The organism is Actinoallomurus sp. NPDC050550 (assembly GCF_040655075.1).
Taxonomy (GTDB): Bacteria; Actinomycetota; Actinomycetes; order Streptosporangiales; family Streptosporangiaceae; genus Actinoallomurus.
Window position 1 is genome coordinate 174,404 of record NZ_JBFAJC010000016.1, and the last position, 25,301, is coordinate 199,704.

Annotated in this window: 18 protein-coding genes; 8 read left to right on the plus strand and 10 right to left on the minus strand. The window is 67.1% G+C overall.

Going from position 1 to position 25,301, the window contains the following annotated elements:
• Positions 1-217: 217 nt before the first annotated feature.
• Entirely contained in the window at positions 218-1,486 is a 1,269-nt protein-coding gene (locus AB0I04_RS23320; protein WP_360887871.1) for a PQQ-binding-like beta-propeller repeat protein, read from the plus strand.
• On the opposite strand, the gene AB0I04_RS23325 is transcribed toward AB0I04_RS23320, so the two are convergent.
• Entirely contained in the window at positions 1,479-1,622 is a 144-nt protein-coding gene (locus AB0I04_RS23325) for a hypothetical protein (protein WP_360887874.1), read from the minus strand. The genes AB0I04_RS23320 and AB0I04_RS23325 overlap by 8 nt on opposite strands.
• An 88-nt stretch (positions 1,623-1,710) precedes the next feature.
• Here AB0I04_RS23325 and AB0I04_RS23330 point away from each other — a divergent pair, with 88 nt between their 5' ends.
• The 3 genes from AB0I04_RS23330 to AB0I04_RS23340 all read left to right on the plus strand — a co-directional run bounded on the left by AB0I04_RS23330 (position 1,711) and on the right by AB0I04_RS23340 (position 6,997).
• A complete protein-coding gene (locus AB0I04_RS23330) occupies positions 1,711-2,124 on the plus strand; it encodes a hypothetical protein (protein ID WP_360887877.1) in 414 nt (137 codons plus the stop codon).
• A complete protein-coding gene (locus AB0I04_RS23335) occupies positions 2,121-5,852 on the plus strand; it encodes an AAA domain-containing protein (RefSeq protein ID WP_360887880.1) in 3,732 nt (1,243 codons plus the stop codon). Before AB0I04_RS23330 ends, AB0I04_RS23335 begins: the two co-directional genes overlap by 4 nt.
• Positions 5,853-6,082: 230 nt before the next feature.
• Positions 6,083-6,997 (plus strand): restriction endonuclease, encoded by a 915-nt coding sequence (locus AB0I04_RS23340; protein WP_360887883.1) that lies wholly within the window; start codon positions 6,083-6,085, stop codon positions 6,995-6,997.
• A 66-nt stretch (positions 6,998-7,063) separates the two neighbouring features.
• Here the strand turns inward: AB0I04_RS23340 and AB0I04_RS23345 are convergent, their stop codons facing one another.
• The 6 genes from AB0I04_RS23345 to AB0I04_RS23370 all read right to left on the minus strand — a co-directional run bounded on the left by AB0I04_RS23345 (position 7,064) and on the right by AB0I04_RS23370 (position 15,987).
• Positions 7,064-8,125 (minus strand): HNH endonuclease, encoded by a 1,062-nt coding sequence (locus tag AB0I04_RS23345; RefSeq protein ID WP_360887886.1) that lies wholly within the window; start codon positions 8,123-8,125, stop codon positions 7,064-7,066.
• Positions 8,126-8,180: 55 nt separating this feature from the next.
• Positions 8,181-8,897: a hypothetical protein gene (locus AB0I04_RS23350; protein ID WP_360887889.1), complete on the minus strand. Its 717-nt coding sequence runs from the start codon at positions 8,895-8,897 to the stop codon at positions 8,181-8,183.
• A complete protein-coding gene (locus AB0I04_RS23355; protein WP_360887891.1) occupies positions 8,894-10,858 on the minus strand; it encodes a hypothetical protein in 1,965 nt (654 codons plus the stop codon). The genes AB0I04_RS23350 and AB0I04_RS23355 overlap by 4 nt, the downstream gene beginning before the upstream one ends.
• Positions 10,855-11,655, minus strand: coding sequence for a hypothetical protein (locus AB0I04_RS23360; protein ID WP_360887894.1), 801 nt, complete (start codon positions 11,653-11,655; stop codon positions 10,855-10,857). Before AB0I04_RS23360 ends, AB0I04_RS23355 begins: the two co-directional genes overlap by 4 nt.
• Before the next feature lie 107 nt (positions 11,656-11,762).
• On the minus strand, positions 11,763-12,437 hold the full coding sequence (locus tag AB0I04_RS23365) for a Crp/Fnr family transcriptional regulator (protein ID WP_360887978.1): 675 nt from the start codon (positions 12,435-12,437) through the stop codon (positions 11,763-11,765).
• Positions 12,438-12,558: 121 nt separating this feature from the next.
• The gene (locus AB0I04_RS23370) at positions 12,559-15,987 is read right to left on the minus strand and encodes a helicase-related protein (RefSeq protein WP_360887896.1); all 3,429 of its coding nucleotides are present in this window, start codon (positions 15,985-15,987) and stop codon (positions 12,559-12,561) included.
• 169 nt (positions 15,988-16,156) lie between these two features.
• Between AB0I04_RS23370 and AB0I04_RS23375 the strand changes: the two genes are divergently transcribed.
• From AB0I04_RS23375 to AB0I04_RS23390, 4 genes are all read left to right on the plus strand, one after another.
• On the plus strand, positions 16,157-18,820 hold the full coding sequence (locus AB0I04_RS23375; RefSeq protein ID WP_360887899.1) for a DEAD/DEAH box helicase: 2,664 nt from the start codon (positions 16,157-16,159) through the stop codon (positions 18,818-18,820).
• A 130-nt stretch (positions 18,821-18,950) separates the two neighbouring features.
• The gene (locus tag AB0I04_RS23380) at positions 18,951-19,220 is read left to right on the plus strand and encodes a hypothetical protein (RefSeq protein ID WP_360887902.1); all 270 of its coding nucleotides are present in this window, start codon (positions 18,951-18,953) and stop codon (positions 19,218-19,220) included.
• On the plus strand, positions 19,213-19,812 hold the full coding sequence (locus AB0I04_RS23385) for a DUF6879 family protein (RefSeq protein WP_360887905.1): 600 nt from the start codon (positions 19,213-19,215) through the stop codon (positions 19,810-19,812). The genes AB0I04_RS23380 and AB0I04_RS23385 overlap by 8 nt, the downstream gene beginning before the upstream one ends.
• A gap of 59 nt (positions 19,813-19,871) precedes the next feature.
• Positions 19,872-20,525 (plus strand): DUF6082 family protein, encoded by a 654-nt coding sequence (locus tag AB0I04_RS23390; protein WP_360887908.1) that lies wholly within the window; start codon positions 19,872-19,874, stop codon positions 20,523-20,525.
• 6 nt (positions 20,526-20,531) lie between these two features.
• Here the strand turns inward: AB0I04_RS23390 and AB0I04_RS23395 are convergent, their stop codons facing one another.
• The 3 genes from AB0I04_RS23395 to AB0I04_RS23405 all read right to left on the minus strand — a co-directional run bounded on the left by AB0I04_RS23395 (position 20,532) and on the right by AB0I04_RS23405 (position 25,008).
• The gene (locus AB0I04_RS23395) at positions 20,532-22,157 is read right to left on the minus strand and encodes a restriction endonuclease (RefSeq protein WP_360887911.1); all 1,626 of its coding nucleotides are present in this window, start codon (positions 22,155-22,157) and stop codon (positions 20,532-20,534) included.
• 300 nt (positions 22,158-22,457) lie between these two features.
• Entirely contained in the window at positions 22,458-23,384 is a 927-nt protein-coding gene (locus AB0I04_RS23400) for a G1 family glutamic endopeptidase (protein WP_360887914.1), read from the minus strand.
• A gap of 1,084 nt (positions 23,385-24,468) precedes the next feature.
• Positions 24,469-25,008, minus strand: a complete 540-nt coding sequence (locus AB0I04_RS23405) for a hypothetical protein (protein ID WP_360887917.1) — start codon at positions 25,006-25,008, stop codon at positions 24,469-24,471.
• Between the last annotated feature and the right edge of the window lie 293 nt (positions 25,009-25,301).

The window sequence follows — 25,301 nt, forward strand, 5'->3', positions numbered from 1 at the left end:
GGCGTGGAATCCAGCCAAAGCGCCGCTCTGGGGAGTGATCGGCGCGATGCCGCTTGCAGGCGGTTCTCGGTCTGAACGACGGTGGTGGAATCGAGTTCAGGGAACGCCCCCGCCAGCGAATAGCTGCGAAACGCGGGTGTCAGTGCAGTCTGACTGCGGTGGCCTGAACCGGTCAGCGCACGGCTTGGCGGACGAGGTCCGGCACTGTTAGCTTCGCGTGATCATTCTGGGGGGAAAGGCTGATTCGTCCATGCGTCTGCCATGCAAGTCCGTTGCTCTGGTGAGCGTCCTGCTTGCAACCGCCTGCGGCAGCGGCGGGCGGCATCACGGTGCCGAGCAGTCCGCTGCCCCCGTCAAGTACACCGGGCCCGCGATCCCCGGGCTGGAGCCGAAGCCCATCTGGAGCGTGCCTGACGCACCGTTCGTCTCTGCGATCGGCCTGAGCAGGACATTCGCCGTACTTCTGGGGCATCAGGGTGAGAGCCTGGCCCTTATCGATGCGATGAGCGGGCACCTGATCGGCGACGGAAGACCACTGTCAGAGCCGGACCCGACCAGCGGCGGTCACGAGCAGACGCTCTTGTTGCGCGACTCCCACCACGGCGGACCGGTCGTGGTCGTGCGCTACAAGGAGAACGTGCCGGCCAGCGGCATGCAGGACGAATACGACCAGGACTCCGACCTCGTAGTCGATGAATCCGGACGCCAAGTGTGGCGATCCCCCACAGACGGCACAGGCCAGGGCCGGTTCTTCGTCGGCGGGTACATCGCGAAGGGGGAGGTCGAGCGCTCGGCCGGCCCGGACGAGGGGTACCTGACAAAGGTCACCACCTTGACTGCCTCGGACGGAGGGAAAAGCGTCTCTACCGGAGCGTCCGAATATGACGATGACGAGGCCGTCTACGGGGCGACCAACGGCAAGATCGTGCACACCATGTACAACATCCTCGGAAGGACCGGGCTCGAAGGGCTTGACGCCTCCACCGGCAAGCCCGCCTGGAAACTCAAAGGCGCGACGTTCTACGGCATGTTCGGCAACCTGCTGCTGACCATGGGCGATCAGGACGTCTCCGGACGGACCCAGCAGGTGACCTTCACCGACCCGGCGAGCGGGCGGCAGATCGCAACCGCCAAGGTCCCGGAATTCGGCTGCCGCACCGCGCTGCTCGACAAGGACTCCGGATCGGTGCTGTGCGCCGGCGAACACGTCATCGCGCTCGACAGCGCCACCGCGAAGGTGCGCTGGCAGCAGCCCCCGGCCAACGCACGCGACCTGCAACCGCGAGCGGCGGCCGGTGGCGCAGCCTATCTGGAGCTCGACGGCTCCAACGACGAGTCCCACACGTTCGTCGCGGTCAACGACCGGACCGGCCAGGTGCTCGCCGACAACCTCGCCATCGACGGCGTCACCACCGCCGACAACGGCATCGCCATGGTCGCCTACCAGGGCGCGCTCTACGGCTTCCGTGTCAAGAAGCTCAGCTGAAGCGCCGCTGGACGATCACATCAACCGCAGAACGCGGGCGGTTGGACTGGTCCGCGACGCGTTTGGGAACGGCGATCCAGCCGCAGAGGACCTCGAAGCCGTTCAGGGTGTACTCAATATTGGGCGCGTAAATCATCAGGTTTCGTGTGTGTCAATGCTTGTGTTGCGGGAATGCGGCCTCTCCCGGAAGATGCTGGCGTAGCGCGGACGCCGAAGGGGGCAAGATGGAGCACGGGGGCCAAGGATGGCTGGTTCGGGTAATCGCAGGCGGCGACACTCTGCGGCAGGAGCGCCTCACTCGGGACCTGCATGACGAGCTGCAGAAGGCGGACGGGATCAACGCCGGTTTCGTCGAGGGTGGCGCCGACGTCGGCGAGGGGCGTAAGGGTGGGCTCGCCGGGGACGTGGCCCTGTGGGCCGCCGTCACCGCGGCCGGCCGCCAGACTTCCCAGGTCCTGGTAACGCTTATCAGGGAATGGTGCGCCAGAGAGCGGCACCGTAAGGTCGAGCTCACCGTCAACGGCGACTCCGTCACCATCACCGGCCAGCCGGATGAGGCCCAGGAGCGGATCGTCCGGAGCTTCCTGGAACGGGCGGCCGAGACCAGGCCGGACGACGAGGAAAAAGAGGCGGAGTGACCCGGCTGACGCGCCGTAGGGCGTTGCTGATCGGCAATGAGAACTACGACGACGGCCGTTTCGCTCGACTGCCGTCCACTCAGGCCGACATCTGGCAGTTGAAACAGGTTCTGGAGCATCGCAATATCGGTGCGTTCTTGGACGTGCGCTCGGTGGCCGATCTCAGTGCGGAAGAGATGCAGGTTGAGATCGGCACCTTCCTCGAAGGCTGCGACGAGGACGAACTGGCGCTGCTGTACATCTCGGGGCACGGGACGCGGCTGGTGCAGTCCGGTGGAGAGTTCTTCTTCATCGCCAAGGACACCGACTTCGAGCGCGTCGCCGAGACCGGGGTGAGCGCCGGGTTCGTCAACGAGGTGCTGGAGCAGTGCGTAGCCCCGCAGAAGGTCGTAATGATCGACTGCTGTCGTAGCGGCGGTTTCGCCGTGGGCCTGCGCACATCGGACCGGCAGCATGCCGCGAAGTCGGGCGAGAAGGCCCCACTGACCAGTCGTGGGGTGTACGTGCTCTCCTCCTCCAGGGCGGGTGAGGACTCCTACGCCGGCGCTGAGACCCTCGACGGCGTCCAGCCGTCCGCGTTCACCGCGGAGGTCGTTGAGGCGCTTCGCACGGGCAAGGTCGGCAAGGACGGTACCGGCGATGTTTCGGTCGACGCCCTGTTCGAGTACGTCAACCGGCACATGCGGGCAGGGCAGTCCAAGCAGATCCCGGTCAAGTCCGCGTACGGCGTCGACGACATCATCGTCATGGCAGGTTGTCCGCTCGGCGCCGCACCGCGACTGGTCCCGCTGACCCGCAAGCCGGCCGGTCCCACGGCGCCGGCAGGATCGCAGGCGCCCAAGGCCACGCGGTCCCAGCCGACATGGTCGGACCTGTTGGGCTACTACCGGGAATGCGTCCTGTCGGACCAGGCAGAGCCGTCGCTCATGTCCGTAACCGATTACGGGACCTCATATGTGTGCCTGACCGGTTCCGAGAGGTTCCTCAGCGGTGACCTGGACAACGACCACTGCGCCACAGTGCCGCCGGAGGCCGCCGCGCTCATCCAGGCGGCGGAGGAGCAGGACGCCGAGCTGTGGACGGGCTACCCGGCGGTGGTCCTGCACCGGACCCGGAGTGGGAGGCAAGAGCGCACACCGAGGTTCGCCCCGATGCTCATGCGGCGCGTCGAGGCCGTCTACGAGGAAGGCGTGGTCCGTCTCAAACCGTACGGGCCGGTGCTGCCTCACCCCGATCTCGCCAGGCAGCGTCTCGGCGCGGAGGGCGCCGACGAACTCGCCGACACCTACCAGCCGACCTGGCATGCCGGACAGCACGACCGGATGGCGGTCGACATCCGCAACCTCCTCACCCAGGAATACGAGCTCCCCAACGTCCAGGAACTGGAGCCTGACCGGCTCGCCGACCGGATCGACGTCGACACCCCGACCGATGGCGCCCGCAATGCCGCCGTACTCTTCCTCACTCCCCGCGATCCCGACGTGATGACGAGGGGCCTTCTCAGGGACTTCGCCGACATCGCCAAGAAGACCGAAAAGATCAAGGTCACCGCGCTCGCCGCGCTCTCGCCCAACCCGGCCGAACGCGCCGAACCATCCCCGGAACGTGCGCCGGAGACCGTACGTCTCGTGACGCCCCTGCCCTGTAACGAGGCCCAGTCCGCCGTCCTGCGAGCGGCGATGACCCGCCGCCTCACTGTGGCCACCGGCCCGCCCGGCACCGGCAAGAGCCAACTGGTCGCCAACCTGGTCGCCACCGCCGTGGCCGCCGGGCAGCGGGTGCTCGTGGCCTCGACCAACAATGACGCCGTCGATGAGGTGTGCCGACGCTGCGAAGGTCTGACGCCGGGCAGCATCGTACGCACCGGCTCGTCCCGCCACCGGGAGATAGAGCTGGCCGCTCTGAACAAGCTACGAGCGGCGACCGTACCGGAACGCAACGTCGAGACGGCCCGTGCACACCTTGACGTGGTCACGGAGGACCTGGAACGCGAACGAGAGCGCCTTGCCTACACGGCACGTACAGAGCGGACACTTCGGCAGGCCGGGCAAGCCCGCGAGGAGCACGCCGCCCGACTCCGGCTGCCTGTCCCCGACCTTGCCGCGCGCCTGGAGAGTGTCCGGCATCTGGACGGCTTGGTGAGGAAGGCCGAGCGCGCCGCTTCGGCACGCCTTCTCGGCGAGTGGCGCCGTGGGCGGCTGCTGCGCCGTTACGGCATCCCCCCGCATCCCGGCGCCACGGCTGATGCCTGCGCGGCACTCGCGGGGTTCGCCGATGCGGAGATGACATGGCAGGCCGAGCGCCGGCAGATGGCGGTCGGACCGGACGACCACGGCCTCGCCACGTCTCTCGCCACGGCCGAGTCCGCGACCCGCGCCGCCTCCGCGGCACTGCTGGACAGCGCGGTGCGCTCGGCCGCCCGCAACGGAAAGCAGCTCATCGATGGACTGGTGAGGGCCCGTGACGCGGACGGGAGCGACTGGCCGGCCGTGCGGGCGGTGCTGCCTGCCGTACGAGGCTGGGCCGTGACGAGTCTCTCCGCGAGGCGTTTTCCGTCCGACCCTGCGCTGTTCGACCTGGTGATCATCGATGAGGCCAGCCAGTGCGCCATCCCGCACGTCCTGCCGCTGCTCTTCCGTGCACGCCGCGCACTGATCATCGGCGACCTCATGCAGCTGGCCCACATCACCACGATCGGCTCCGAGCGGGAAGGCCTGATCCGGCGCGAAGCCGGGCTACGATCCGCCTGGCTGGAAAAATACCGGCTGACCTTCCGGCGCCATTCCGCCTTCCACGCCGCTGAGCGCGCCGCGGGCGGCAGCCTCCTCCTCGACGAACACTTCCGCTGCGATCCGCAGATCGCGGCCTTCGCTAACCACCAGTTCTACGACGGACAGCTGGTCGTCCTGACCGATGTCCGCAACCGCCCGTCCCTCCCGGAGCGCCCGGCGATCGTCTGGTCCAATGTCGAAGGGAACGCCGCACGCCCACGCTCGGGTGGCTCCTGGGTCAACCAGGAAGAGGTACAGAGAGTCGTTGAGTCAGTCCAGTATCTGCTGAGGCAACTGCCGCCCGACGCCACTGTCGGCGTGGTGACCCCCTACAAGGCCCAGGCAGAGGCCGTGAAGCGGCAGTTGGGTCGAGATCGTGAACGAGTACGCGTCGGCACGGTCCACACCTTCCAAGGTGGCGAGCGCGACGTCATGATCTTTTCACTGGTCGCCGGCCAGGGCATGCCTGACAACTCGATCCGCTGGGTCGACCGGCAACTCAACATGTGGAACGTCGCCATCACGCGCGCCCGTTCCCATCTGATCGTCGTCGGCGACTCCGCCCGGTGGCACAGCCGCGGCGGCGTCGGTGCCGCGCTGCGGGCGGCCGCGAGTGCGGTGGACGGCGACGGGCTGGGCGAAGACGGCCAGAAGTCCGGTGAACTAATGAAACGCCTATTCAGATCGCTGTCCGCCGGAGTCTCGGGAGGCACGGTGGAGCTCGGCGGCACCGTCAACGGCCACCCCGTCGACGCGCTGGTACGCATGGATGGCCGCGCCACGGCCATACTTCTGGACCCTGGCCCGGACGAGGGCACCGACGAAGCCCGTCATCTTCGGTTGATGCTGCGCCGCCGTGAGCTGCTCGACGGCCAAGATGCGGCCGTACGAGTGCCTGCGTGGAAGCTCTACGGCAGTAACGGAACTGATGCCGCGCTAATACCTGGTCCTCGCTGATCACTTTTGGCGATTCCCAGTCAGGGACGCAGAGGCGAGGTCGCCGAGAAAACTACGCCCGTCGGCCTCACGTGGAAGGTCGTTGCCCGAGCCGGATCACCGTGTAATGCTTTCAAGCGTTGGCGCCCGTGACTGGTCCTTCTGCTGTCGGCGAGTGGCCGAGCATGTGAAAGATCAGCAGGTAAGGTGTTGTTCGGTTCCGATTCAGCAGGCGATGACGAGGACGTGACTTGGCTATCCCTGACTTCCAGACGCTGATGCGGCCCGTCCTGGAGTTGCACGCTGATAGCGACGAGCACGAGTCAGCGAAGATCGTCGCCGCGATGGCTGATCACTTCACATTGAGCCTGGAAGAACAGTCTCTAATGCTGCCGTCGGGCAACCAAAGGGTCTTCCAGAACCGCATCGCCTGGGCGCTTACTCACCTGTCGCAGGCTGGCATGCTCGATAGGCCTCGACGGGGCACCACGCGGATCACGGAGCGAGGCCGGGAGCTACTCACGCGTGAAGCGGAGCGGATAAATACCAAGATTCTCAGCGAATTCGAGGAATACCGCGACTTTCGGTCACGGCGTCGGAAGCGAGCGGCTGTCACAGATCAGGCTGCACCAACGGCACCCGACGCACCGCCCTTGGAGGTCATCCCTGAACTTGTCGCCGAAGCTCATGCCGCGCTCGGCGACGAGCTGGTCGTACGACTCCGGCAACAGTCCCCCACGTTCTTCGAGCGCTGCGTTCTGCAACTGCTGACGCAGATGGGATACGGCGGCCCCGAAGGGGAAGTCCGACATCTCGGCGGGCCGGGCGATGAGGGCATCGACGGAGTCATCCGTCAGGATGCCCTCGGCCTCGATGTCGTGTATGTACAGGCCAAGCTCTACGCGGCCGATCGTACGGTGCACCGCCCCGACGTGCAGGCATTCGCCGGCGCGCTCCAGGGTGCACAGGCGTCACGTGGGATCTTCATCGCTACCACCCGCTTCTCGAAAGGCGCCCGCGAGTTCGCCGAGAAGGTCCCCTCTCGGATCATCCTGATCGACGGCGAGCGTCTCGGGGAGCTCATGGTCGCGTACGACTGCGGTGTTCAGGCAGCCGAGACAGTGGTCATCAAGAAGATCGACGAAGACTTCTTCACCGGTGAGTGAGAAGCGAGACGATCTCGTCTCGCCCCTCTAGGTCCTCGACTGGTGCTCAGGACGTGCGCTGTGTCGTCACGACGCCTTGAAGACGTTCGTCGTATGCCATCCGAGGAACTCGCGGTTCGGCCTGTCGGCGATGCGCTCAGGGACAGTGATCGTCCGGCCGGTGTGTGCGTAGAACTCGTCGCCATCGCCGAAATCCGTGCGTAGCCGTGGGCTGACCATGAGCTCGTAGTCCAGGTTGACCCCGAGGTAGCCGCGGTCGAACATCGTGTGGACATCTGAGCGCAGCAGGAGCCCGTTGTCGAGACGGTGCTCACCGCCTTTGGGAAGCGGCAGGATGTGCGCCGCCTGTAGAGCGGGCCGGATCCTGCTGCCGGTGATCGCACAGCGCTCGCGATACGCCTCGTGGACGGCGGCTTTGAACGTGCCCTGTCCAAGTCGGCGTGGTGCCAGCCTCGGATCGCCGTACACAGGCCCGGGCCGATGCCAGGGCTGCGTGAAATCCACCTCGACGCGGTGCCCGAGAAGTCGGAAGACGAGCCCTTCGAAGTACCTCGCGTCGGGATCCGTCGCGAGGTTGTAGGTCTTTCCTTGGACGATGTTGGATGCGAACCTCGGCGGCGGGCCGGCTTCTTCCCCGACCGGAAAGAAGCGCGTGTCTCGTACGAAGATGCATCCGATCACCGGATCCTCGCCTGCCGCGATCGGCTGATGGCGATACCGGCTGATCCGCTCGCGCATCTGCTCCAAACTCGGTAGACCGTTGTCCTGACCGAGGAGTTCCCATGCCTCCGACACGGGTAGCTGCGCGAATCCGCTGAAGAAGCCGCCGCCTACGACCCGGTTGTGCGGGTGATGCGTCTTGAAGAAGAAGGGCTCGCCAGGTGAGAGTGCTCGGAACGCAAGCGCGCTCGATGGACGCCAGAAGTTGACCTCGTTCAGCCCTGGACGAGCGGCCAGGAAGCGGTACCACTCGCCATCCGTTACCCCCACATATGCCTTCACTGGACCATTATCCAGATTGTCGGATGATTCACCCAGTAACGGACAGCCGTGTCGGATCACCAGATGACCGACTGCAGCCGACTGCACGCTCCACGCGACCGGTGGCGACGGGAACCGTCCCGCCACCAGGAACGAGTCCCTGATCGCGGGACGGCGCAGAATACGTGGTCACACCGGTCTGCTACGAGCCTTTCAGCTCATCGGCGAGGTCGGGACGGCCGTATCTGGTCATGACGTGTGCGGTGTTCTCGATGAGGCGTTGCCGGTCGATGGCCTCCAGGCCGGAGACAAAGCGGTCCAGTACGTCGGCGACCCGCAGCAGGTCGTTCCCGCGGCCGTCGGTCGCGGTTGTGAGGGCGGCGAGGCGGTCGAAGGCGGGGCCCATGGCCGGGAGCTTCTCCAGGCGTTCCGGATGGTCGGCCAGCCACCAGACGCACGCCATGACCGGGTCGACGAGGACGTGGTCTTTGAGGAGGCGCCAGCTGTCCAGCTTCGCGCGGTTCTCCTCGCTCTCCTTCGCGGTCCGGATCGTGTCCTCGTCAACCGCGAGGGCGGCGGTCACGTAGGTGATGACGGCGGGACTGTTGGGGACCTGCTGCGAATACCCGAGTTGGGCGTTCAGCCGACGCTGCGCCGCGAGCAGGTCGAGGACCGACATCTGGGCGGTAATGCCGGACGCGAGGGAGCGAACGTGGTCCTTGGTGGCGTCCTCGGGATTGCGGTGGTGCATTCCGGTGGCACGGTTCTCCCAGGTCACGTCGATGACCGCGCTGAACGAAAGACCCGGAGTGTCGCTCGGCAGCCGCTCGAGGACCCGGCTCTGGTGTCTGCCGGCGCGCTCGAACAGTCCGCGGAGGAATTGGAAGAAACCTGGTCCGGTCTCGTACGGAGTGGTCATGCCGCGCCTTCTCCTTCCTGGGCGGAGAGCAGGGGGTCGACGGATGAGGCGGTGTCGATGAGCGTTCGGCGGAGGGCCGTGCGGTCCGGGGCGGGATCCACCCGGCCGTACCAGGCGTCCACCGCCTGGGTGAGTCTCGGCAGGTAGCGGGCGTCTTCTCGGGCGGCCTGGCCGAGGACGCGGACGACCACGCGGGCGCGTCCTTCGTCGTCGGCCTGCCTGGAGGTGAGGGCGTCGTCGAGCCAGGCGGCGATGAGCGTACGGGCGCGGGTGGCGGTGGCGGGATCGATGAGCGCGGCCCGCCACCCTTGGCTGAGCGACTCCGTGAGGCGGTACGTGCGACGCCGCGCCGCCTCGCCGATCATCGCAAGGCGGTCGTGGTCGTCCCGCCACTCCATGACGTCGAGGAAGGCGTCGCAGCCGACGATTCGGCCCTTGGCGCCCTGCACCCAGGACCCGAGGGCATCGAGAACTCTGAGCCGGATGCGTTCGTCGCCGGCCAGTTCGGTCACGGCCTGCCGTACGGCGTTCCGTACGGTCTCGGAGTCATCGGCGGACAGGTGACGCAGCCGGGTGAGCGCGTTCTCGGGGTAGATGGTGCCGTACTTCGCGCACGCCTCCGCGAAGGCGGTCAGCGTCGCCTTCTCGCCTCTTCGGTAGTAGGCGCTGTCGTACATCCACTGACGCGTCCGGCGGCCCAGAACAGGGTCGAGTGCGGCCATGCCGATCACCTCGACGGCGAGCGGTCGCGTCACGGCGTCGGCCGACCAGTGCACTGCCGCCCGCCGGACGAGATCGAGGTCGTTCCAGCGGATCGCCAGATTCGCCACCGTGCGCGCCAACCGTGCGAGGACGGAGGGGGCATCGAGGCCGCTGACCAGCCGCTCGGGCAGGTCGACCGCCCACGCCCGTACCTGCTCCCAGACCCGGGGATAGGTCTGTGCGACATAGTCCAGGACCGACTCGGCGAAGGCCGGCTTGACGAACCGTACGATGCCGTCGTCACAGGTGGTCTCAGCTCCCTCGCGCAGGAAGCGGGTGCCCGCACCAGCGAGGCCGTGGCCCTCCTCCGCGGGGAGACCCAGCACCTCCCCCAGCATGGTCACCGCCTCGTACGCCGCCGGTTCGGGGGCGTCCTCGAGCATGGCGACCGCGATGAGGCGTACGCGTTCCCGCAGGTCGAGCGCTGATGGAGCGAACGTGGCCTGGAGGTACTCCGCCCAGTTCCGGTACGCGGCGATGACGGCGGCGACGGCCGCGTCCGTGCACCCGTGGACCGACCTGGTGTGCTGGATCAGCTCGACGAGCCGGGCGACGTCCGAGGGGTGCGCGTCCTTGATGATCGGTTCGAGGTCCTGGCAGGCGCGCCACCAGGCGGCCTCGGCCGGGCGGAGGCGTGCGTCCAGGTGCCTCCGGAACACGCCCTCGGAGAGGGGCTTGTCCAGCCGGACTCCGATGTCGGCCACGAACGTCCCTGCGTGCTGGGTGACGTCCTGCGTCGTCCAGACCACCAGGTACGAGTCGTTGGCGCGGAGTCGCGTCGCGTGGTCCTCGATGGCGGCCGCTGCCGGAACGTCGGCGGCGTACAGGTATCCGCATCCGGGCTCGCACGGTGGCTCGGCCATGTCCTGGCCCGGCTCCGGGGCCAGCTCATGCAACGTGACGTTCCGTTCGTGGAGGAGTTGCACAGCGGTTGTACGGCGGCCGGTGCCCTCACCGCCGACCAACACGACCGCGTGATGGCCACCGAGCACTTCGGCCGCCCGGTCGCGGCCTGGCGGTGGCTCGTATGTGCGCAGGAGCTTTGTGACGTGGGCCGGGTCGAGGAGGTGCTTGCGGATGAACTCCTGGAAGTGCTGGTGGACGGTCGAATTGACGTACTGGCTGAAGTGGCCGCCGACGTTGACGTTCGACGCTACGGCGCCGGAGTTGTCGGTGAACGCCGGGTCCGAGGACGTCATCGCCGGTCACCGCCGACGTTCTGGTGGAAGTTGCCGCCGGCGCTGACGTTGGAGGCGACGGCGCCGCTGTTGCCGGTGATGACGGTTCCACCGCCCGTCGACGGCATCGGCGGCGCCGGGTCGGGGCGGGCCGGGTCGCCCGCGTCGTCGTCCGGGTGGCCGGTCGACGGCTTCGGCACGTACAGCCAGGCCTGCTCGGCGAACACCTTGCCCTCCACTCGTGCCTCGACCGGCTTCAGTCTGGACGGGTGCAGCTTGCTGAAGTGCTCCTGGACGAAGTTCTCGAACACGTGCTGGGAGATGATGACCGCCACCAGCGTCACGTCCGGATCCGAGTACTTCAGCGCGTCCCGTACGGGGGTCGAGTCGAGCAACCGGTGCGCGTCGTTCATTGGCTTGCCCTTGCCGTCGGTGCGCAGGCCCTGGCCGCTGTCCGGGAGCAGGCCGGCGTGGATGCTGACCCGCAGGCGCATGCGCAGGTTCCGGTCGAGGGAGCGCAGGTGCGCGTCCTCATTCTCCAGGACCTCCTGGAGGACGTCGGGGAACGGCGAGACGAGGGACGGAAGCCACTTCGGGTCGGTGCCGACCACGTGGCCGTCCCCGGTGTCCTGCGGGAAGCGGGCGTTCTGCCAGGCTTCGGCCAGCCCGGAGCGGTTGAACGCCTCTTCCAGGACGACCGGGATCCGGGCGCTGAGGTAGGGCTGCCGGCTGCTCGGGTTTCCGGTGAAGGACTTGGTGTCGACGCCGACGATGGCGCGGTATTCATGCGGGTGGGCGGCGAACGGATCGGGGGTCACGACTCCTCCTTCGCGACGATGGGTCCCGCCTCGCGGGATGGGCCACAGTCTCTGGAGAGCCAGCGCTCAGTACCGTCCAGAAATCGACAGAACGAGAGTAAGCCGCGTCACTCCGCTGTCATCGGCCAGGCGTCCGCGTGCTCGGCCAGGGCCTCGAGTCTGCGCAGGTCGCGGATGACGACGCGGCGGCGGGCCGTGCTGACGACGCCGCGGGCGCGCAGGCGCTGTAGTTCGGCCGCCACGGCGCTGCGCGACAGGCCGAGGCATCGGGCGAGGTCGTCCTGGGAGAGGCGCAGGTTCAGGGCGATCGGGCCGATCGTGGCGTTGCCGCTCTGCGCGGCCATGCGGAGAAGCTCCCGGGCCACCAGCCGGCCGGCTGGCAGTGTCGCCTTCTCAGCCCAGCGGTCCTCGCGCTCGCGTAACCGGCCGAAGGCGTGCCGGATGAGGACGTCGATGGAATCGTGGACGGCTATCAGCTCACGGAATCGTCCTGCCGCCAGGGCGGTCGTCTCGCAGTGGTCGAGCGCGGTCACGGTCGCCGACCGCTGCCCACCGCCGAGCGCGGAAATGTCCCCGATGACCTCTCCCGGACCTCGGACGGCGAGGAGAAGCTGGGATCCGTCGCTCTCGTCCCTGGTCACCTTGACCAGGCCCGCCACCAGCACGAGCACGAAGCCACCGGGCTCGCCCTGTCGCATGAGGGTGTCACCAGGCCTGTAGCGGCGTATGTGACCGTCGTCGATCAGAGCACACCAGGCTTCGTACGGAAGCAGACCACCCAGTCCGCTCAGCCGTCGCCCGTTTGCCACTGGACCCGGGTCCTCCCGAGAAACGACAACGCGTATCGACATCCTGCCTCTACTCCACGCGTTGTGGAAGGTCTCACTGAACGAGCCAGCAAGATCAGAAAGGTGCTGTGCCGACGGTCCAGGTCTTCGGCCAGCTGGCGCGGATGCCGGTGGCGGCGAGGTCGCCGAAGTCGACGCCGGTGAAGGGGGCGGCGACGTACCGGACCTGGTCGTGTTCGGGGCCGGCAGGGCTGACGGTTACCAGGGCGAGCCGGTAATGGGGAGCCGCGTTCTTGCCGGTGAGGATCTCGTTGTGGGTGACGTAGAAGTCCTCGGCTCCCTCGATGCGCGCCTTGACCTCGATGCGGATCGAGTGGCCGCCGTCGCGGGGTAGGGACAGGATGTCGTAGCCGGGGTTGTCGAACGGCTGCTCTTGCGGCTCCCGCCCGAGCGCACGCTCGACCGCGAGCACCAGCTCGATGCCTCGCCGCTCGACGGCCTTCGTCTCCTTGGCCCGGATGGGGGCGTCCGCGGCGATCTCGGTGTCGACCATGGCCACCGGCAGCACGAGCGCGGCGGTCATGATGCGGGGCGGCTTGGTGGCCAGCTGGGCCTGCTGGTCCAGCAGCGCCAGGCGGGTCTCCCTGCGGGCCTGAAGGTCCTGTGCCTTGCGTATGAGGCTGTCGGAGCTCTCCTGCGGCTTGAGCCCGGCCTGCTCCTTCTCCTGTGCTGCGATCGCCTCGCTGATGAGCCGGTTCGCTTCATGGACCAGCCGTTCGTCGACCCGCTCCCGGGTGCGTTGCACCTCGGCGAGCCGACGGGGCGCGACCTCGGCGAGGTAGTCCTTGAGCTGGTGGCCGATGATCCAGGTCCGGGCCCGGGACTCCGCCTCGGCGAGCCAGGCCGGCGCCGTGGCTGCGGCGACGGTGGGCGTACGCGGGGCGGCGACGCAGTCGAGGTACGGCGCGGGGCCGGCCGGTGTGACCTGGCCGGAGGCGTCGACGTAGGCGTAGCCGAACCGCCGGGCGATCGACTCCCCGGTGCCGTCGACGACCTCCTCCACGACCCCGACCAGCAGGCTCGGCTCCTCGACCTCCGGGGACACCAGGACCGTGCCGCGTTCGAGGGCGGGCCGGAGTCGGGCGATGGTGAGCTCGGCGACGGCGTCGTGCAGCGGATGCCCCGGGGCGAGGAGATCGGCGCGCGGCCTGTCGTCGGCGTCGATGCGGTCGAGCTCGAACGTGACGCGCTCATAGCGGCTGGCGACGGGGCCGTGCTTGGTGACGGCGCGGACGGCCGCGGGTACGTGGGTGATCTCGTAGCGGCCGCGTTCGCGTCTCGTGAGCCGGCCGCCGAGGCGCTGGAAGGCGACGCGGAAGGCCCACTCGATGTAGTGCGGCTGCAGCCGACGGGCATGCGCCTCCTCCATGCGCCGCTGCATCCGTACGAGCTCGGCGTCCGAGATGGCGTCGTGGGTGAGGGCGCGGTCCTCGAGCAGCTCCTTGAGACCGTGGGCGACCGAGTCGTCGATGACCTGCTCCATCTTGGCCCGGGTCTCGGGAAGGTCGCCGTACCGGATGGCCGCGATCAGGAGCTCGCGCAGCGGCGTCTCGTCGAAGGCCGATCCCAGGACGTCGAAGACCTTGCCACCGTACGCCTTGCGCTGCTCCTCGATCTTCTGCAGCAGCCGGGTGAAGACCTCGCCTTCGCGGGTGTTGGCCGCCACGAGGTTCCACAGGCGGCATACCTCGGTCTGGCCGATGCGGTGGACGCGGCCGAAGCGTTGCTCGATGCGGTTCGGGTTCCACGGGAGGTCGTAGTTGACCATCAGGTGGGCGGCCTGGAGATTGAGTCCCTCGCCGGCTGCGTCGGTGGCCAGGAGCACCTGGCAGGCCGGGTTCTTGGTGAACTCCTCGGTGATGTGGCGCCGGTCGAGACGCCGGACGCCGCCGTGGATGGCCTGGACCGTGTCCGGCCTGCCGAAGAGTGAGCGGATCTTGCGGGTCAGGTAGTTGAGAGTGTCGCGGTGCTCGGTGAAGATGATCAGTTTGCGCGGCTTTTCGGCGCCTGGATGGATGAGGTCGTTGTCCCGCAGGATCTTGCGCAGTTCGCTCCACTTGCGATCGGTGTTGAGGTCGCGGACCCGGCGGGCGACGTGGATGAGCCGGTCGAGGTCGGCCAGCTCGGCGTTGAGCTCCTCGATCGTACGGGCCGTGGTTGCCGCGTCCAGCAGTTCCTCCTCGACCTGCTCGACCTCTTCGGCGCTGTGCTCATCGTCGTCCCAGTCGGCCGGGTCGATGGGGGCGAGCTCATCGGCGACGCCGCGGCCGTGGATCAGGTCGTCACGGCGGCGCGTGAGTCGTTCGGCGCGGCGGACCAGGGACTGGTAGATCGCCTCGGGGCTGGAGGCCAGGCGCCGCTGGAGCACGGTGAGCGCGAAGCCGACCGTGTTCCGGCGCTTGTCGTCCAGCCGTGCGGCGCGGTTCATCCCTTCACGCACGTACTCGGTGACGCGCTCGTACAGGTCCTGCTCGTCCTCGGTGAGCTGGTACGGAACGGTCTGGGCGATGCGCTCGGGGAAGAGGGGCTTGCCGTCGAAGGTGAGCAGGTCCTCCTTGACCATGCGTCGCATCAGCCCGCTGGTGTCCGCGTTGTGCACGCCCGCCTTGAACCTGCCCTCGAAGCCGTCGCGCTCGAGCAGGGTGAGAAAAAGCTGGAAGTCCTCTTCCTTGCCCGCGTGCGGGGTGGCCGTCATCAGCAGCAGGTGACGGGTACGGTCGCGCAGGCTCTCGCCGAGCTGGAAGCGCCGGGTCTTGTTCAGCTTGCCGCCGAAGTAGTGCGCGCCCATCCGGTGGGCCTCGTCCACGACGACCAGGTCGAACTCGGCGTCGTCGAGCTGGGCGGTCAGCGCCTCGTTGCGGGCGAGCTGGTCCATCCGCGCGATGAGCAGCGGGTACTGCTCGAACACGGTCGATCCGAGCGCCGCGTCGACCATGGCGGTGTTCAGGATGTCGAAGCGCAGGCCGAACTTGAAGAACAGCTCGTCCTGCCACTGGTCGACCAGTCCGCCAGGGGCCACGATCAGGCAGCGCTTCACGTCGTCGCGGAGCAGGAGCTCCTTGATGTACAGGCCGGCCATGATCGTCTTGCCGGCGCCCGGGTCGTCGGCCAGCAGGAACCGCAGCGGCGTACGGTCGAGCATCTCGCCGTACACGGCTCGGATCTGGTGGGGCAGCGGCTGCACGTCGCTGGTGGCCACCGCGAGCATCGGGTCGAACAACCCGGCCAGAGAGATCCGCTGCGCCTCGGCGACCAGCCGGAACTCCTCGGCATCGGCGTCGAACGGCCGGCTGCCCGCGTCGGAGCGACTCAGTTTGGCCTCATCGGCCCGGAACAGCACCTGCTGACGGAGCCCCCCATCGAGGGTCTTGAAGGTCAGCTCCAGAGCGTCCGGACCGTGCCACTGCGCCGCGATCACCGAGACCGTCTCGCCGGACACAACCCCGGCCACCCGGACACCGGACGCGAGATCCTCGAGTCTCACCCGCCGCCTCCCCGATTTACGGCCTGCCCGCAGGCCCTATTGACGCACACGACATTTCCGATGAGCACGACATCGGCACTGACTCTGCCCTTGGACGTCACATTCCCCGTCGCAGGTTTCTCATTTACCATCATTCACGCTGACCCGTCGACCTTCTCCATGGCGAGGCATGAACAAAACAGAGCGCGAGCAGATTCGTCACCTCGTAGCGGATTTCCGGCAATGGGGACAACGAGCCGCGGACGTGCAGGCCTGGCGCAAGGCCGTCCGGGACGCCGCCGGCAGTGACGAGCAGAATCTGCGCTCACGCAGCCTCGTCATCGACCGGGCGGGCGAGTCCGCCTGGCGGGTGGTTCCACTCGGCAGGGACGACGCCGGCGTCGTCCGGCGCCTTCGGGAGCGCGCGAACCTGCCGGTGACGACGACCGCCGACCAGGCCCTGCTACGGCTGCTCACCAACTCCGTACCCGACGCCCTCGCGGACGTGGCCCCCGCGCTCGGCGTACGTCGCTTCTTCAGCGGTTCGGCGAAGAAGCAGACAGCCGACGAGGCTGCCGAGTTCCTACGCAGCCGTCATCCGATGGTCATCGGGAACGACGGACCGCGGCGTCTGGAGCAGCTCGGTGTCTTCACCGCGCCCGTCGACGGGGCGGAGCCCGGGTTCGGCGCCCTGCTCGATCCGGCCCTCGCTTTCGACCTCCTCCCAGGGCGGGGCGCTCCGGCGCCGGAGCTCCTCGACCTGTCCGCCGTCGACGGCCTGGCCGAGGCGCTGGACACCATCGACCGCACCATCGCGGGCGAAGCCTCGTACCGCTCGGCCGCGCGCGACGCGGGGCAGCGGGTCCGAGCCGCCGACGTCCAGCGGATGCTGCAGGAGATGCCGGTCGAGACGTTGAAGGCGGCCACCGGCGAACGCCTCCGGCTGGGCGCGCTCACCCAGGCGGGCATCCGTACGGTGCAGGAGGTGCTGGACTGGGGCACCTCCCTGCAGACGCTCCCGGGCATCGGGGAGACCTCGGCGCGGTACATGCTCGGGGCCGCACGGACGCTTCGGCAGACGACGTACGACGAGATGCCCGTACGCATCGACATCAACAACCGTCGTCCGGAGACCACCGAGCTGCTGCGGCGCCTCGCCGAATGGGACGCGTGCCGGCAGACCCGTGGTGCGGCGGCCGACCTTGAGCGTGCGGCCGAGCTCGCGCCGTTGCGGACGGCGATCGACCGCAGGACGAGTCATCTCCTGGTGATCCCGACGAGAACGCTCGCGGCCGTGGGCCTGCGCGAGAGCATCGACATCGTCAAACGGCGCGCCGAGCTGCTCGGCGCCTCCCCCGCATTCGGCCGCCGGAAGGGTGTCGTCGCGGACCCATGGGAGGACTTCCTCGCCCGGCCCGCCGACTACTTCGCCATGCTCTCCGAACTCGGTTTCCTCACCGAGGACGAGGACGCGGCGCACGGCGATCTCCCAGAGGAGATCGTCAAGGCCGTACGCGACCAGGCGCTCAGCGGCGAACACCTGACCGCTTCGCTGCGCGGCTACCAGAGCTTCGCGGCGCGCTTCGCACTCGTGCAGCGCAAGGTGATCATCGGAGACGAGATGGGCCTCGGGAAGTCCGTGGAGGCCCTTGCCGTACTCGCCCACCTGCGCAGCCGAGGTGAGACTCACTTCCTCGTCATCTGCCCGGCGGCGGTGGTGACCAACTGGATCCGCGAGGTGGGCCACAAGTCGAAGCTTCAGGCGCACCGGGTCCACGGACCGGAGCGCGACCGCGCGGCCCGCGACTGGGTACGCGATGGCGGGGTCGCCGTCACGACGTACGAGACCTTGGCATGGTGGGAATCGGCCCTGCCGGAGGTCCGCGATCTGGCGTGCGCCGTGGTCGACGAAGCCCACTACATCAAGAATCCGCAGGCCCAGCGAACGATCAGGACCAACAACCTCATCGCACGCTGCGACCGCGCGATCCTCCTCACCGGCACGCCGCTGGAGAACAGGGTCGACGAGTTCCGCAACCTGGCGTCGTACGTCCGCCCCGACCTCGTCGTCGATGCCACGGATCTGTCGCCGAGGACGTTCCGGCGGCAGATCGCGCCCGCGTACCTGCGCCGGAACCAGGAGGACGTGCTGACCGAGCTCCCGGAGCTCATCGAGGTCGAAGAATGGCTGCCCATGTCGGCGGCCGACGCCGCCCGCTACCGCGCCGCCGTCGAGCGCTCGAACTTCATGGAGATGCGCCAGGCGGCCATGCTCCAAGGACGCCGGTCCGAGAAGATGCAACGGCTCGTCGAGATCGTCCGCGAAGCGGAGGCCAACGAGCGGCGAGTCATCGTGTTCTCCTACTTCAGGGACGTGCTGGGCCTGGTCGCCCGGTCGCTGCCGGGCCGGGTGTTCGGGCCTCTGACGGGGTCGGTGCCGGCGAGCCAACGGCAGCAGATGGTGGACGACTTCTCATCGGCCGAGCACGGAGCCGTTCTGGTCTCCCAGATCATGGCCGGCGGTGTCGGGCTCAACATTCAGTCCGCCTCCGTCGTCGTCATCTGTGAGCCTCAGCTCAAGCCCACCACCGAGGCCCAGGCCATCGCCCGCGCGCACCGGATGGGGCAGGTGCAATCGGTGCAGGTCCACCGGCTGCTGTCCGAAGACAGCGTCGACCAACGGATCGTCGAGCTGCTGGCCGGGAAGAAGCGGCTGTTCGACGACTTCGCCCGGGTCAGCAACATGGCCGACTCCACTCCCGAGGCGGTGGACCTGTCCGAGGCCGAACTCGTCCGCCAGGTCGTGGCCGCCGAGCGCCAGCGCCTCTCCGAGCGTGCATCGGCCGAGAGCTGAACCGAACGCGCTCTCGCAGGGGCGAGGTCGCCGGGACGATCGCGCCTGCTCGTCTTACGCGGGAGGTCGTTGTCCGAGCTGGGTCACCGTGTGATGCTCTAAGCCAGGCGGGGAGCAACGCGGAGAAGTGATGAAGCGACCTTGGGAGGCCGACCCGGCAGCCGGTTTCAGACGGCGACTCGGCAAGTCGGCCCTCACACTGGGGAACACGAACGCCACCCCGGCATGCCCTGATATCTGGGAACTCGACAACGGCGACATCGCGCTGATCGGCCGCGACATGACCGAGCAGTACAAGGCACGCCTGCCCGATGACGTCAGCATCGTTGCCGACGAGCGGCTGGTCGTCATCCCACGCAACATGCTCATCGCCGCCAAGCCGCACATCCCCGATGCTTGAGCGGGTTGCGGAGCTCCCGGGCATCGAGCTCAAGCTCGACGACTACTTCGCCGACTTCGATTCGCGCCTTTGGCAGGTCAACTCCACCTGGAAACTTGAGAGACGTCAGAGCTTCCGGGAACCCGACGTGCCCAGTTGGGTGGCGCTGGCCGCAGGTGACCGCGAGCGTTCTCTTGTCCTCGCCGAGGAGATGCGCGCCGGCATAGCCGAGCTCCAGCGACGCCTCGACGGCCACGGCATCGTCCAGCGCCGGGTGCGGATCGTCGATCTCCCCATAACCGACTACCTGTGGTGGGAGCTGAATATTCTGCGGATCCGCGCCGAACTCGGTGAACGCATTCGGGTTCTTCCACCCTCTGCTCTGGCGGCCCTGGAGGCTTCCGGTCCGTTGCCCGAGGTGATCCTGCTTGGTGAGCACATCGTCTACCAGGTGCGTTACGACGATGACGGCGTTGTCACGGGAGCCAAGCTGATGACCGACCCTCAGGTCGCGGCCGCGTGCCTCTCTGAGGTCACAACGTTGTGGGACCAGGGCGAGGATCTCGATGCCTTCCTGGAGCGGACGAACGTACTCACCAACGAGCGTTCCTAGGAGCAGGTGAAAGGCCGATGGCAGGGCGGCCACGACGGACGGCGTCAACAGGGTTGCTCTTGAGCCGCCTCGTCGCCATCGCGCTCGCGGCGGTCTCCATCCTCTTGGTCGCCATCTCCCCACTGGTGCTGGACCTCTTCGGCGGCAACGCTGGGTCGTGGGCTCGGCGCGGGAACATCGGACAGACGTACGGAGCCGCCGCCGCTCTGTTGTCCGTCCTGGCGCTGGTCGGGGTGGGCGTGTCGCTTGTTCTCCAGGCACGCGAGTCAAAGGCCAATCGCGAGCAGGCGTCTCGGTTGATCCATACCGACCTGCTCAAGATGGCGATGGACGACCCGGCGTACTTGGAGTGCTGGGGTCCGTACTACTCGACCGACGATCCCGTCGAGACCCGTCAGGCACTGTACGTGAACATGATCGTCTCGTACTGGGAGAGCCGCTACGAGCTGGGGCAGCTCACCGAGACTCACCTGCGCGAGGCAGCCGCCCACATGTTCCGAGCGGCACCGGGTCGCCGTTTCTGGGCTGATGCACGGTCCATACGCGTCGGCACGGTGGAGAGCCGCAAGGCGCGGCGCTTCCATCGGATCTTGGACGAGGAGTATCTCAAGGCAGTCACGCCGGGCCCTTCTGCTGTTGGCGAGCAGTCGAGCATTGAGCAGTTCAGCGGAAAGAGCGAGCTGACGGACACCTCCCAATGGCTTCCTGGGTGAGAGGTCTCAGCGTCGCTTGGGCGGGGGCTTGGGAAGGCTTATGAGGACGTCCAGGTCGAGGTGCTCCTTGCAGAGATACTTGATCTCTTCGCACTCCATGATCTGGATACGACCATGACGCGCGGCGAAGGCGTGGCCCTCCTTGGTCACCCATGAGGTCGTGACCATGATGCCCTTGGTGGCGTGCTTGTCCTCCATCACGCCGGCCAGCGCTCGTACGGGCTCGACGCCGACGGCGCTGCGGTAGCGCTTGGCCTGGATGACGCACAGGCCGCCGAAGACGGGATCCTCATTGACGGCAACGGCGTCGACGCCGTCGTCTTTGGACGCCTGGGTCGCCCATGACTTCATGCCCATCGCCTCGAACAGTTGGCGGACCAGGTGCTCGAACTCGGTCGGCGTCATGTCGAGCAGGTCGGAACGGGCGTCCAGACCGGCGACGGCGTCCATGCCTTCGACGAACTTGTACTGCGACAGCAGCGCCTCGAAGTCGACGACCGGCCGTACAGGCTCCAGGTCGTAAGGATGCGGGGACACCAGCGCGTTCAGCTTCTTGAGGCACGCCACCGGCTCCACATCGGCGAGCCGGAACGTGGAGAACAGATCCTTCTCCGCGCTGACGCTGATCAGGCATGGCCGGACGGGTTGTCCGGTCGCGGGATCGGTGGTCGAGACGTGTCCGTTGAACGACGCTACCTTGACGATCGCGGCCGGGTCGCCGGCGAATACCTCGTGGAGCGTACGTAGCGCGATCTGGGCGACGAGGCGGGCGTACCGGTCCTTGGTCTCCTTGACCGGCCGCGCCACGTTGTCGATCTCGTCTCGGCTCTGCACGTACTTGTAGTCGCGTTCATCTGGGATGACGGACTGCGGCGGCAGTTCGTACTCCACCACCAGTTCCCGGGGCTCGGTCCGGTAGATGGCCCGCGTGCGGTGCGGAAAGCCTTCCGGGTATGGCGATGAATCAAGGATCAGGGTGAAGAAGCGGGCGACCGCATCGGAGTCGCCGGCGCGGAAGTCTTGCTCGAACTTGTCGATCTCGGCGTTGTGGCGGCGGACGGTTTCGGACTCCGTGGCCAGCCCTTGGTCATAGGCGCGTCGTCGTCCCTCGAGTCGCCGGAGGCGATCGGCCTCGGCAGCGGCGTGCTGGGCACGCTGGCGCTCATACGTTTGACGGGCTGCGGCCTCCTCGCGCGCATACCGAGCACGACCTCCCAAGAGGCCGCCGAGTACGCCTGGCGGCTGCGGCGGGATCCACTGCGGTGGGGGTATCGGTCGGTCAAATCCCCCCGGGTCGAAGGGCGGGGGCTGGAGCGTGCGCTTCAACGATGTGAACGACGCATCCGGACGGCGCCGAACCCCGGCGGTGAGAACCGAGTCCAGTTCCTCGATCCTCTCCCGAAGGTCTGCGGCCAGGTCGGCGGCCTCTGCCTTGCGGTCTTCGATGTACAGCCGTTTGCGTTCGCGCTCGTTCTGGGCGGCCCGTCGCGCAGCGGCTCGTTGGGCTTGTTCGCGCTCTCGCTCCGCCTTCTTCGCCGCCTGTACGGAGGCACGGTACGCCTGCTGTGCCAAACGCTGCTTGCGTGCCCGCTCCCGTTGCAGCTCCGCCCACACTCCCCGGCGCTTCGCCATGCGACCCCCTCTGGCCCGTCGTCCTTGGTACCGCTTTGAGAAGCGGTTACGACTTGTGACCGTAATCTCACCCGGTCAAGCGTGGAGTGACGATGGCTGACCGATATCGGTCATTCGCCTAAGCGAGTCCACGGTGCCATGCACCAGGGCGCGCACCAGTCCTCGCCTAGGGAGAGCAACGAGTGCGGGTCACGGCTGCGTCGTTGGACGGACGACAACGGTGGCGCTTCGCTCGCCAAGGGGACTGCCGCCGCCCAAGTTCGCGGATAGAGAAGCCACTGAATGGCCTGTGGCGGTCAGCTAGGAGCCGCAGGCATCCCACTTGTCGTTCCATTGGGCCAGGTATGCACCCTCATGCTTCACCTTGGAGATGAACTTGACCGGCTCCGACAGCTTGATGCCGTTGGCCCTCATGTTGTATTGCCAAACGTTCTTGAACGCGAAGTCCTCGCCGTCCTGCTGTCCGTTGGAGAAGCCGGCTTCATGAGTGTGGCTGTATCCCCCATGCGGCTTGCGCAGCATTACGGGTTTCTTGCCGACCGTCGTGCGCTCGACAATCTGCTCTGCGGTGGATCCGTCGTAAAAGGCCGATGCGAGGTAGCTTCCCTTCGGAGTGTCGATCACACCCCAAGGGCCGAGATCCGCGGCCTTCTTCGTGCGGTAGTTGTAGAAGTTGAACGAGACCTGCTTCTTCGGTGCGTAGTAGCTGATGCCAGCGAAGATCCGGTCTCCGGCCCGGACTTTGAAATTCTTGATCTCCATCTCCGGCAGGCTGTTCTTCTTATCGTCGCTGAGCACCTCCCACCAGGCGTAGTCGTCGTTAAGCCCTTTGCCTGCGTTATCAATACCGTTCTGCATCAAACGGCCACTCTTGAGTCCCCCCAGACCCGACCAGAGGTTGTACGAGGATGCGTGCTTGCAGCCTCCGTCAAATTTCGGCTCGTCGAAGACGTAGGAGGAGCCGGTGAACGCAGGAGCGCCCTTGACCCTCTTCGCTATGGCCCCCGACCAGATCGGATGGGAATCGATCGGGTATTTGGGAGCCGCCGCATGAAAATTCGTCGCACACATGTCAGGGATGACCCAGGACGATACGTGGGAATACATCTGCTCCCACAGCTTACGCTGAGCCGCTGATTTCGGCCGGGGATACAGGCCGTAGCGCTGGATCTCCGCATCGGAAGCAACTACCGGATTCCAGGTCTTCGGCGGCACGGTGACCGACATGCGCCCGCCGTAGACGTTGTACACACGGGTCGTTGACGAGCCGGCCGAAGGCGCTGCCGAACGCCTTCCCACAGAGTCCGTGTAGTACGTTCGGACGACCGGGATCTGGCGGCACTCTGAAGCGGCATCATTACTTCCGCCCGTCTTCGGTGCGGGGGTCGCACCCGTTAGGCCGACCACCGAAAGCGCTACTCCGCCTACCGTTGCCCATGTAGAACGCCGCATCGGTTCCCCTTGCGTGTCCGCGTGTAATCGCACGCCTGCCTGACATCGCCCCAAAACCCCGTACAGCCAGAAGCAGGACAAAATCCGCAAGCAACACATTAGCCTGCAAGATCGACTGAACTGGTAACTGGCCAGAAGCGGACGAACGCCTTATCGCATGGACTGACCGAAATGACTCCGTGGAGTCGTCCTCAATTCGCCGATACGATGTGGATCGGCAGCAGCGCACAGACGTCTGTCCCAGGGGACCTGGGCGAGGCCACTTCATCCGTTTCCTGATTGCGAGGACACGGCGGGCCGAAGTGGATGTCGAGCCCGGCACTGCCGCGCCGGAGTGCCTGATACTCAACAGTCCGGCCGTCAGCGCTGCGAGAGACTACTCGGAGCACTCTTTCGTCATCGCTGAAGGGCACCGCCTCGCCGGCGCGAGCAACGGCTTTGATTCGCTGGCCGACGTGGAGGGTCTCCGTCGGCTGAGCGAAGTACTGGTCGCAATGGCTCGCAGCGATGTCCCTGCCTCCGACGACGAAGACCACCTTCGGTGGCGGGCAGGTAGTGACGTAGGGCTTCTGCGCGTGGCCGCACGCCACAAGCGAGGCTGCGGTCGCCGCGAGAAGGATCGTCACAGCGGAGCGCCTACGCATCGCGTTGGACCGCTTCGAACATCGCCTATCTCTTTTCACGTCGACCAGCAGAAGGGACTGCGGCCGCCCGCGCTCGCCCGGACGACGATCGCGAACCGTCCCTTAAGTCCCCTAGACCCTTCTGTCGCCATCTTGCGGCATGGCATCCGAATTGACGAGCGCTTTGCGCAAGACCGCCGCACCTCGATGCCGGCGCGGCGAAGCGCGCCCCCCCTTTACACCCTGAGGCCAGGCGCGTGCGGTTCGGTCAGGGCACGCTGGGCGGTGTCGAAGATGAGGGAGCGGGCGGACACCGCTGGAGCGTGGGCGCCGTCTGGCAGGAACACGGCGTGGTCGCGGAAGCAGTAGCGGGCAGTCGACCAGACCTGCCATGCCATGTCACGGAGTGGTGCTCCGCGGCGGAAGCCGCGCATGCGGGCGAATCCGACGACGAGGCAGACGAGGCCCGGCAGCCAAACCGGCATCGTCATCCACAGGGGCGCCATGACGGAAGCCCACCCCGGGACGGAATTCGTCTGGCTGTGGCGTGCTGCCATGGAGACCAGCAGGAACAGCCCCGCCAGCGGCACGCCGATCGCGGTGAGGATCACGCCGGTGGTGACCATGCCCCGTGGGGCCCGGGGCCGCGGGAGGTCCAGCAGCTGCGCCAGGGACGTGCTCGACCAGCCGTGCGCACGATAGCCCCGGACATATGCGCTGGAGTGCGACGTCTGGGAGGTGACGATGCCCGGTACCGGTTGGGTCTGGTCCGTCATGTGGCAGAGCGGGCAGGCGTTCGACGCCGGGCCGAAGTCCATCCGTGAACCCCCACAACCATCTACCGAATCCGGTCACCCGTAGAAATATCAGACAAAGATCGCCGACGACGACCGCCGAACCTCGCCGATGCGAGTGCTCGAGAGGCTGGTTCGCCGACGCCTCGGCGCGGTCATCGGCCGGTCGACGCGGCAGCCGACATGCGGGGCGGCCTCACCGTACGTCTCAGATCTTGGACAGACCGTGGCGGAGACGTCGCTCAGGGTGGTTTCATGCGCCCGTCCCCTGACAG

Excerpts from the sequence above, each read along its gene's own strand:
- AB0I04_RS23325 (WP_360887874.1), bottom strand. The coding sequence starts at position 1,622 with ATGATTTACGCGCCCAATATTGAGTACACCCTGAACGGCTTCGAGGTC.
- AB0I04_RS23330 (WP_360887877.1), top strand. The coding sequence starts at position 1,711 with ATGGAGCACGGGGGCCAAGGATGGCTGGTTCGGGTAATCGCAGGCGGC.
- AB0I04_RS23350 (WP_360887889.1), bottom strand. The coding sequence starts at position 8,897 with ATGACCACTCCGTACGAGACCGGACCAGGTTTCTTCCAATTCCTCCGC.
- AB0I04_RS23355 (WP_360887891.1), bottom strand. The coding sequence starts at position 10,858 with ATGACGTCCTCGGACCCGGCGTTCACCGACAACTCCGGCGCCGTAGCG.
- AB0I04_RS23375 (WP_360887899.1), top strand. The coding sequence starts at position 16,157 with ATGAACAAAACAGAGCGCGAGCAGATTCGTCACCTCGTAGCGGATTTC.
- AB0I04_RS23380 (WP_360887902.1), top strand. The coding sequence starts at position 18,951 with ATGAAGCGACCTTGGGAGGCCGACCCGGCAGCCGGTTTCAGACGGCGA.
- AB0I04_RS23385 (WP_360887905.1), top strand. The coding sequence starts at position 19,213 with ATGCTTGAGCGGGTTGCGGAGCTCCCGGGCATCGAGCTCAAGCTCGAC.
- AB0I04_RS23395 (WP_360887911.1), bottom strand. The coding sequence starts at position 22,157 with ATGGCGAAGCGCCGGGGAGTGTGGGCGGAGCTGCAACGGGAGCGGGCA.
- AB0I04_RS23400 (WP_360887914.1), bottom strand. The coding sequence starts at position 23,384 with ATGTCGGTCACCGTGCCGCCGAAGACCTGGAATCCGGTAGTTGCTTCC.
- AB0I04_RS23405 (WP_360887917.1), bottom strand. The coding sequence starts at position 25,008 with ATGACGGACCAGACCCAACCGGTACCGGGCATCGTCACCTCCCAGACG.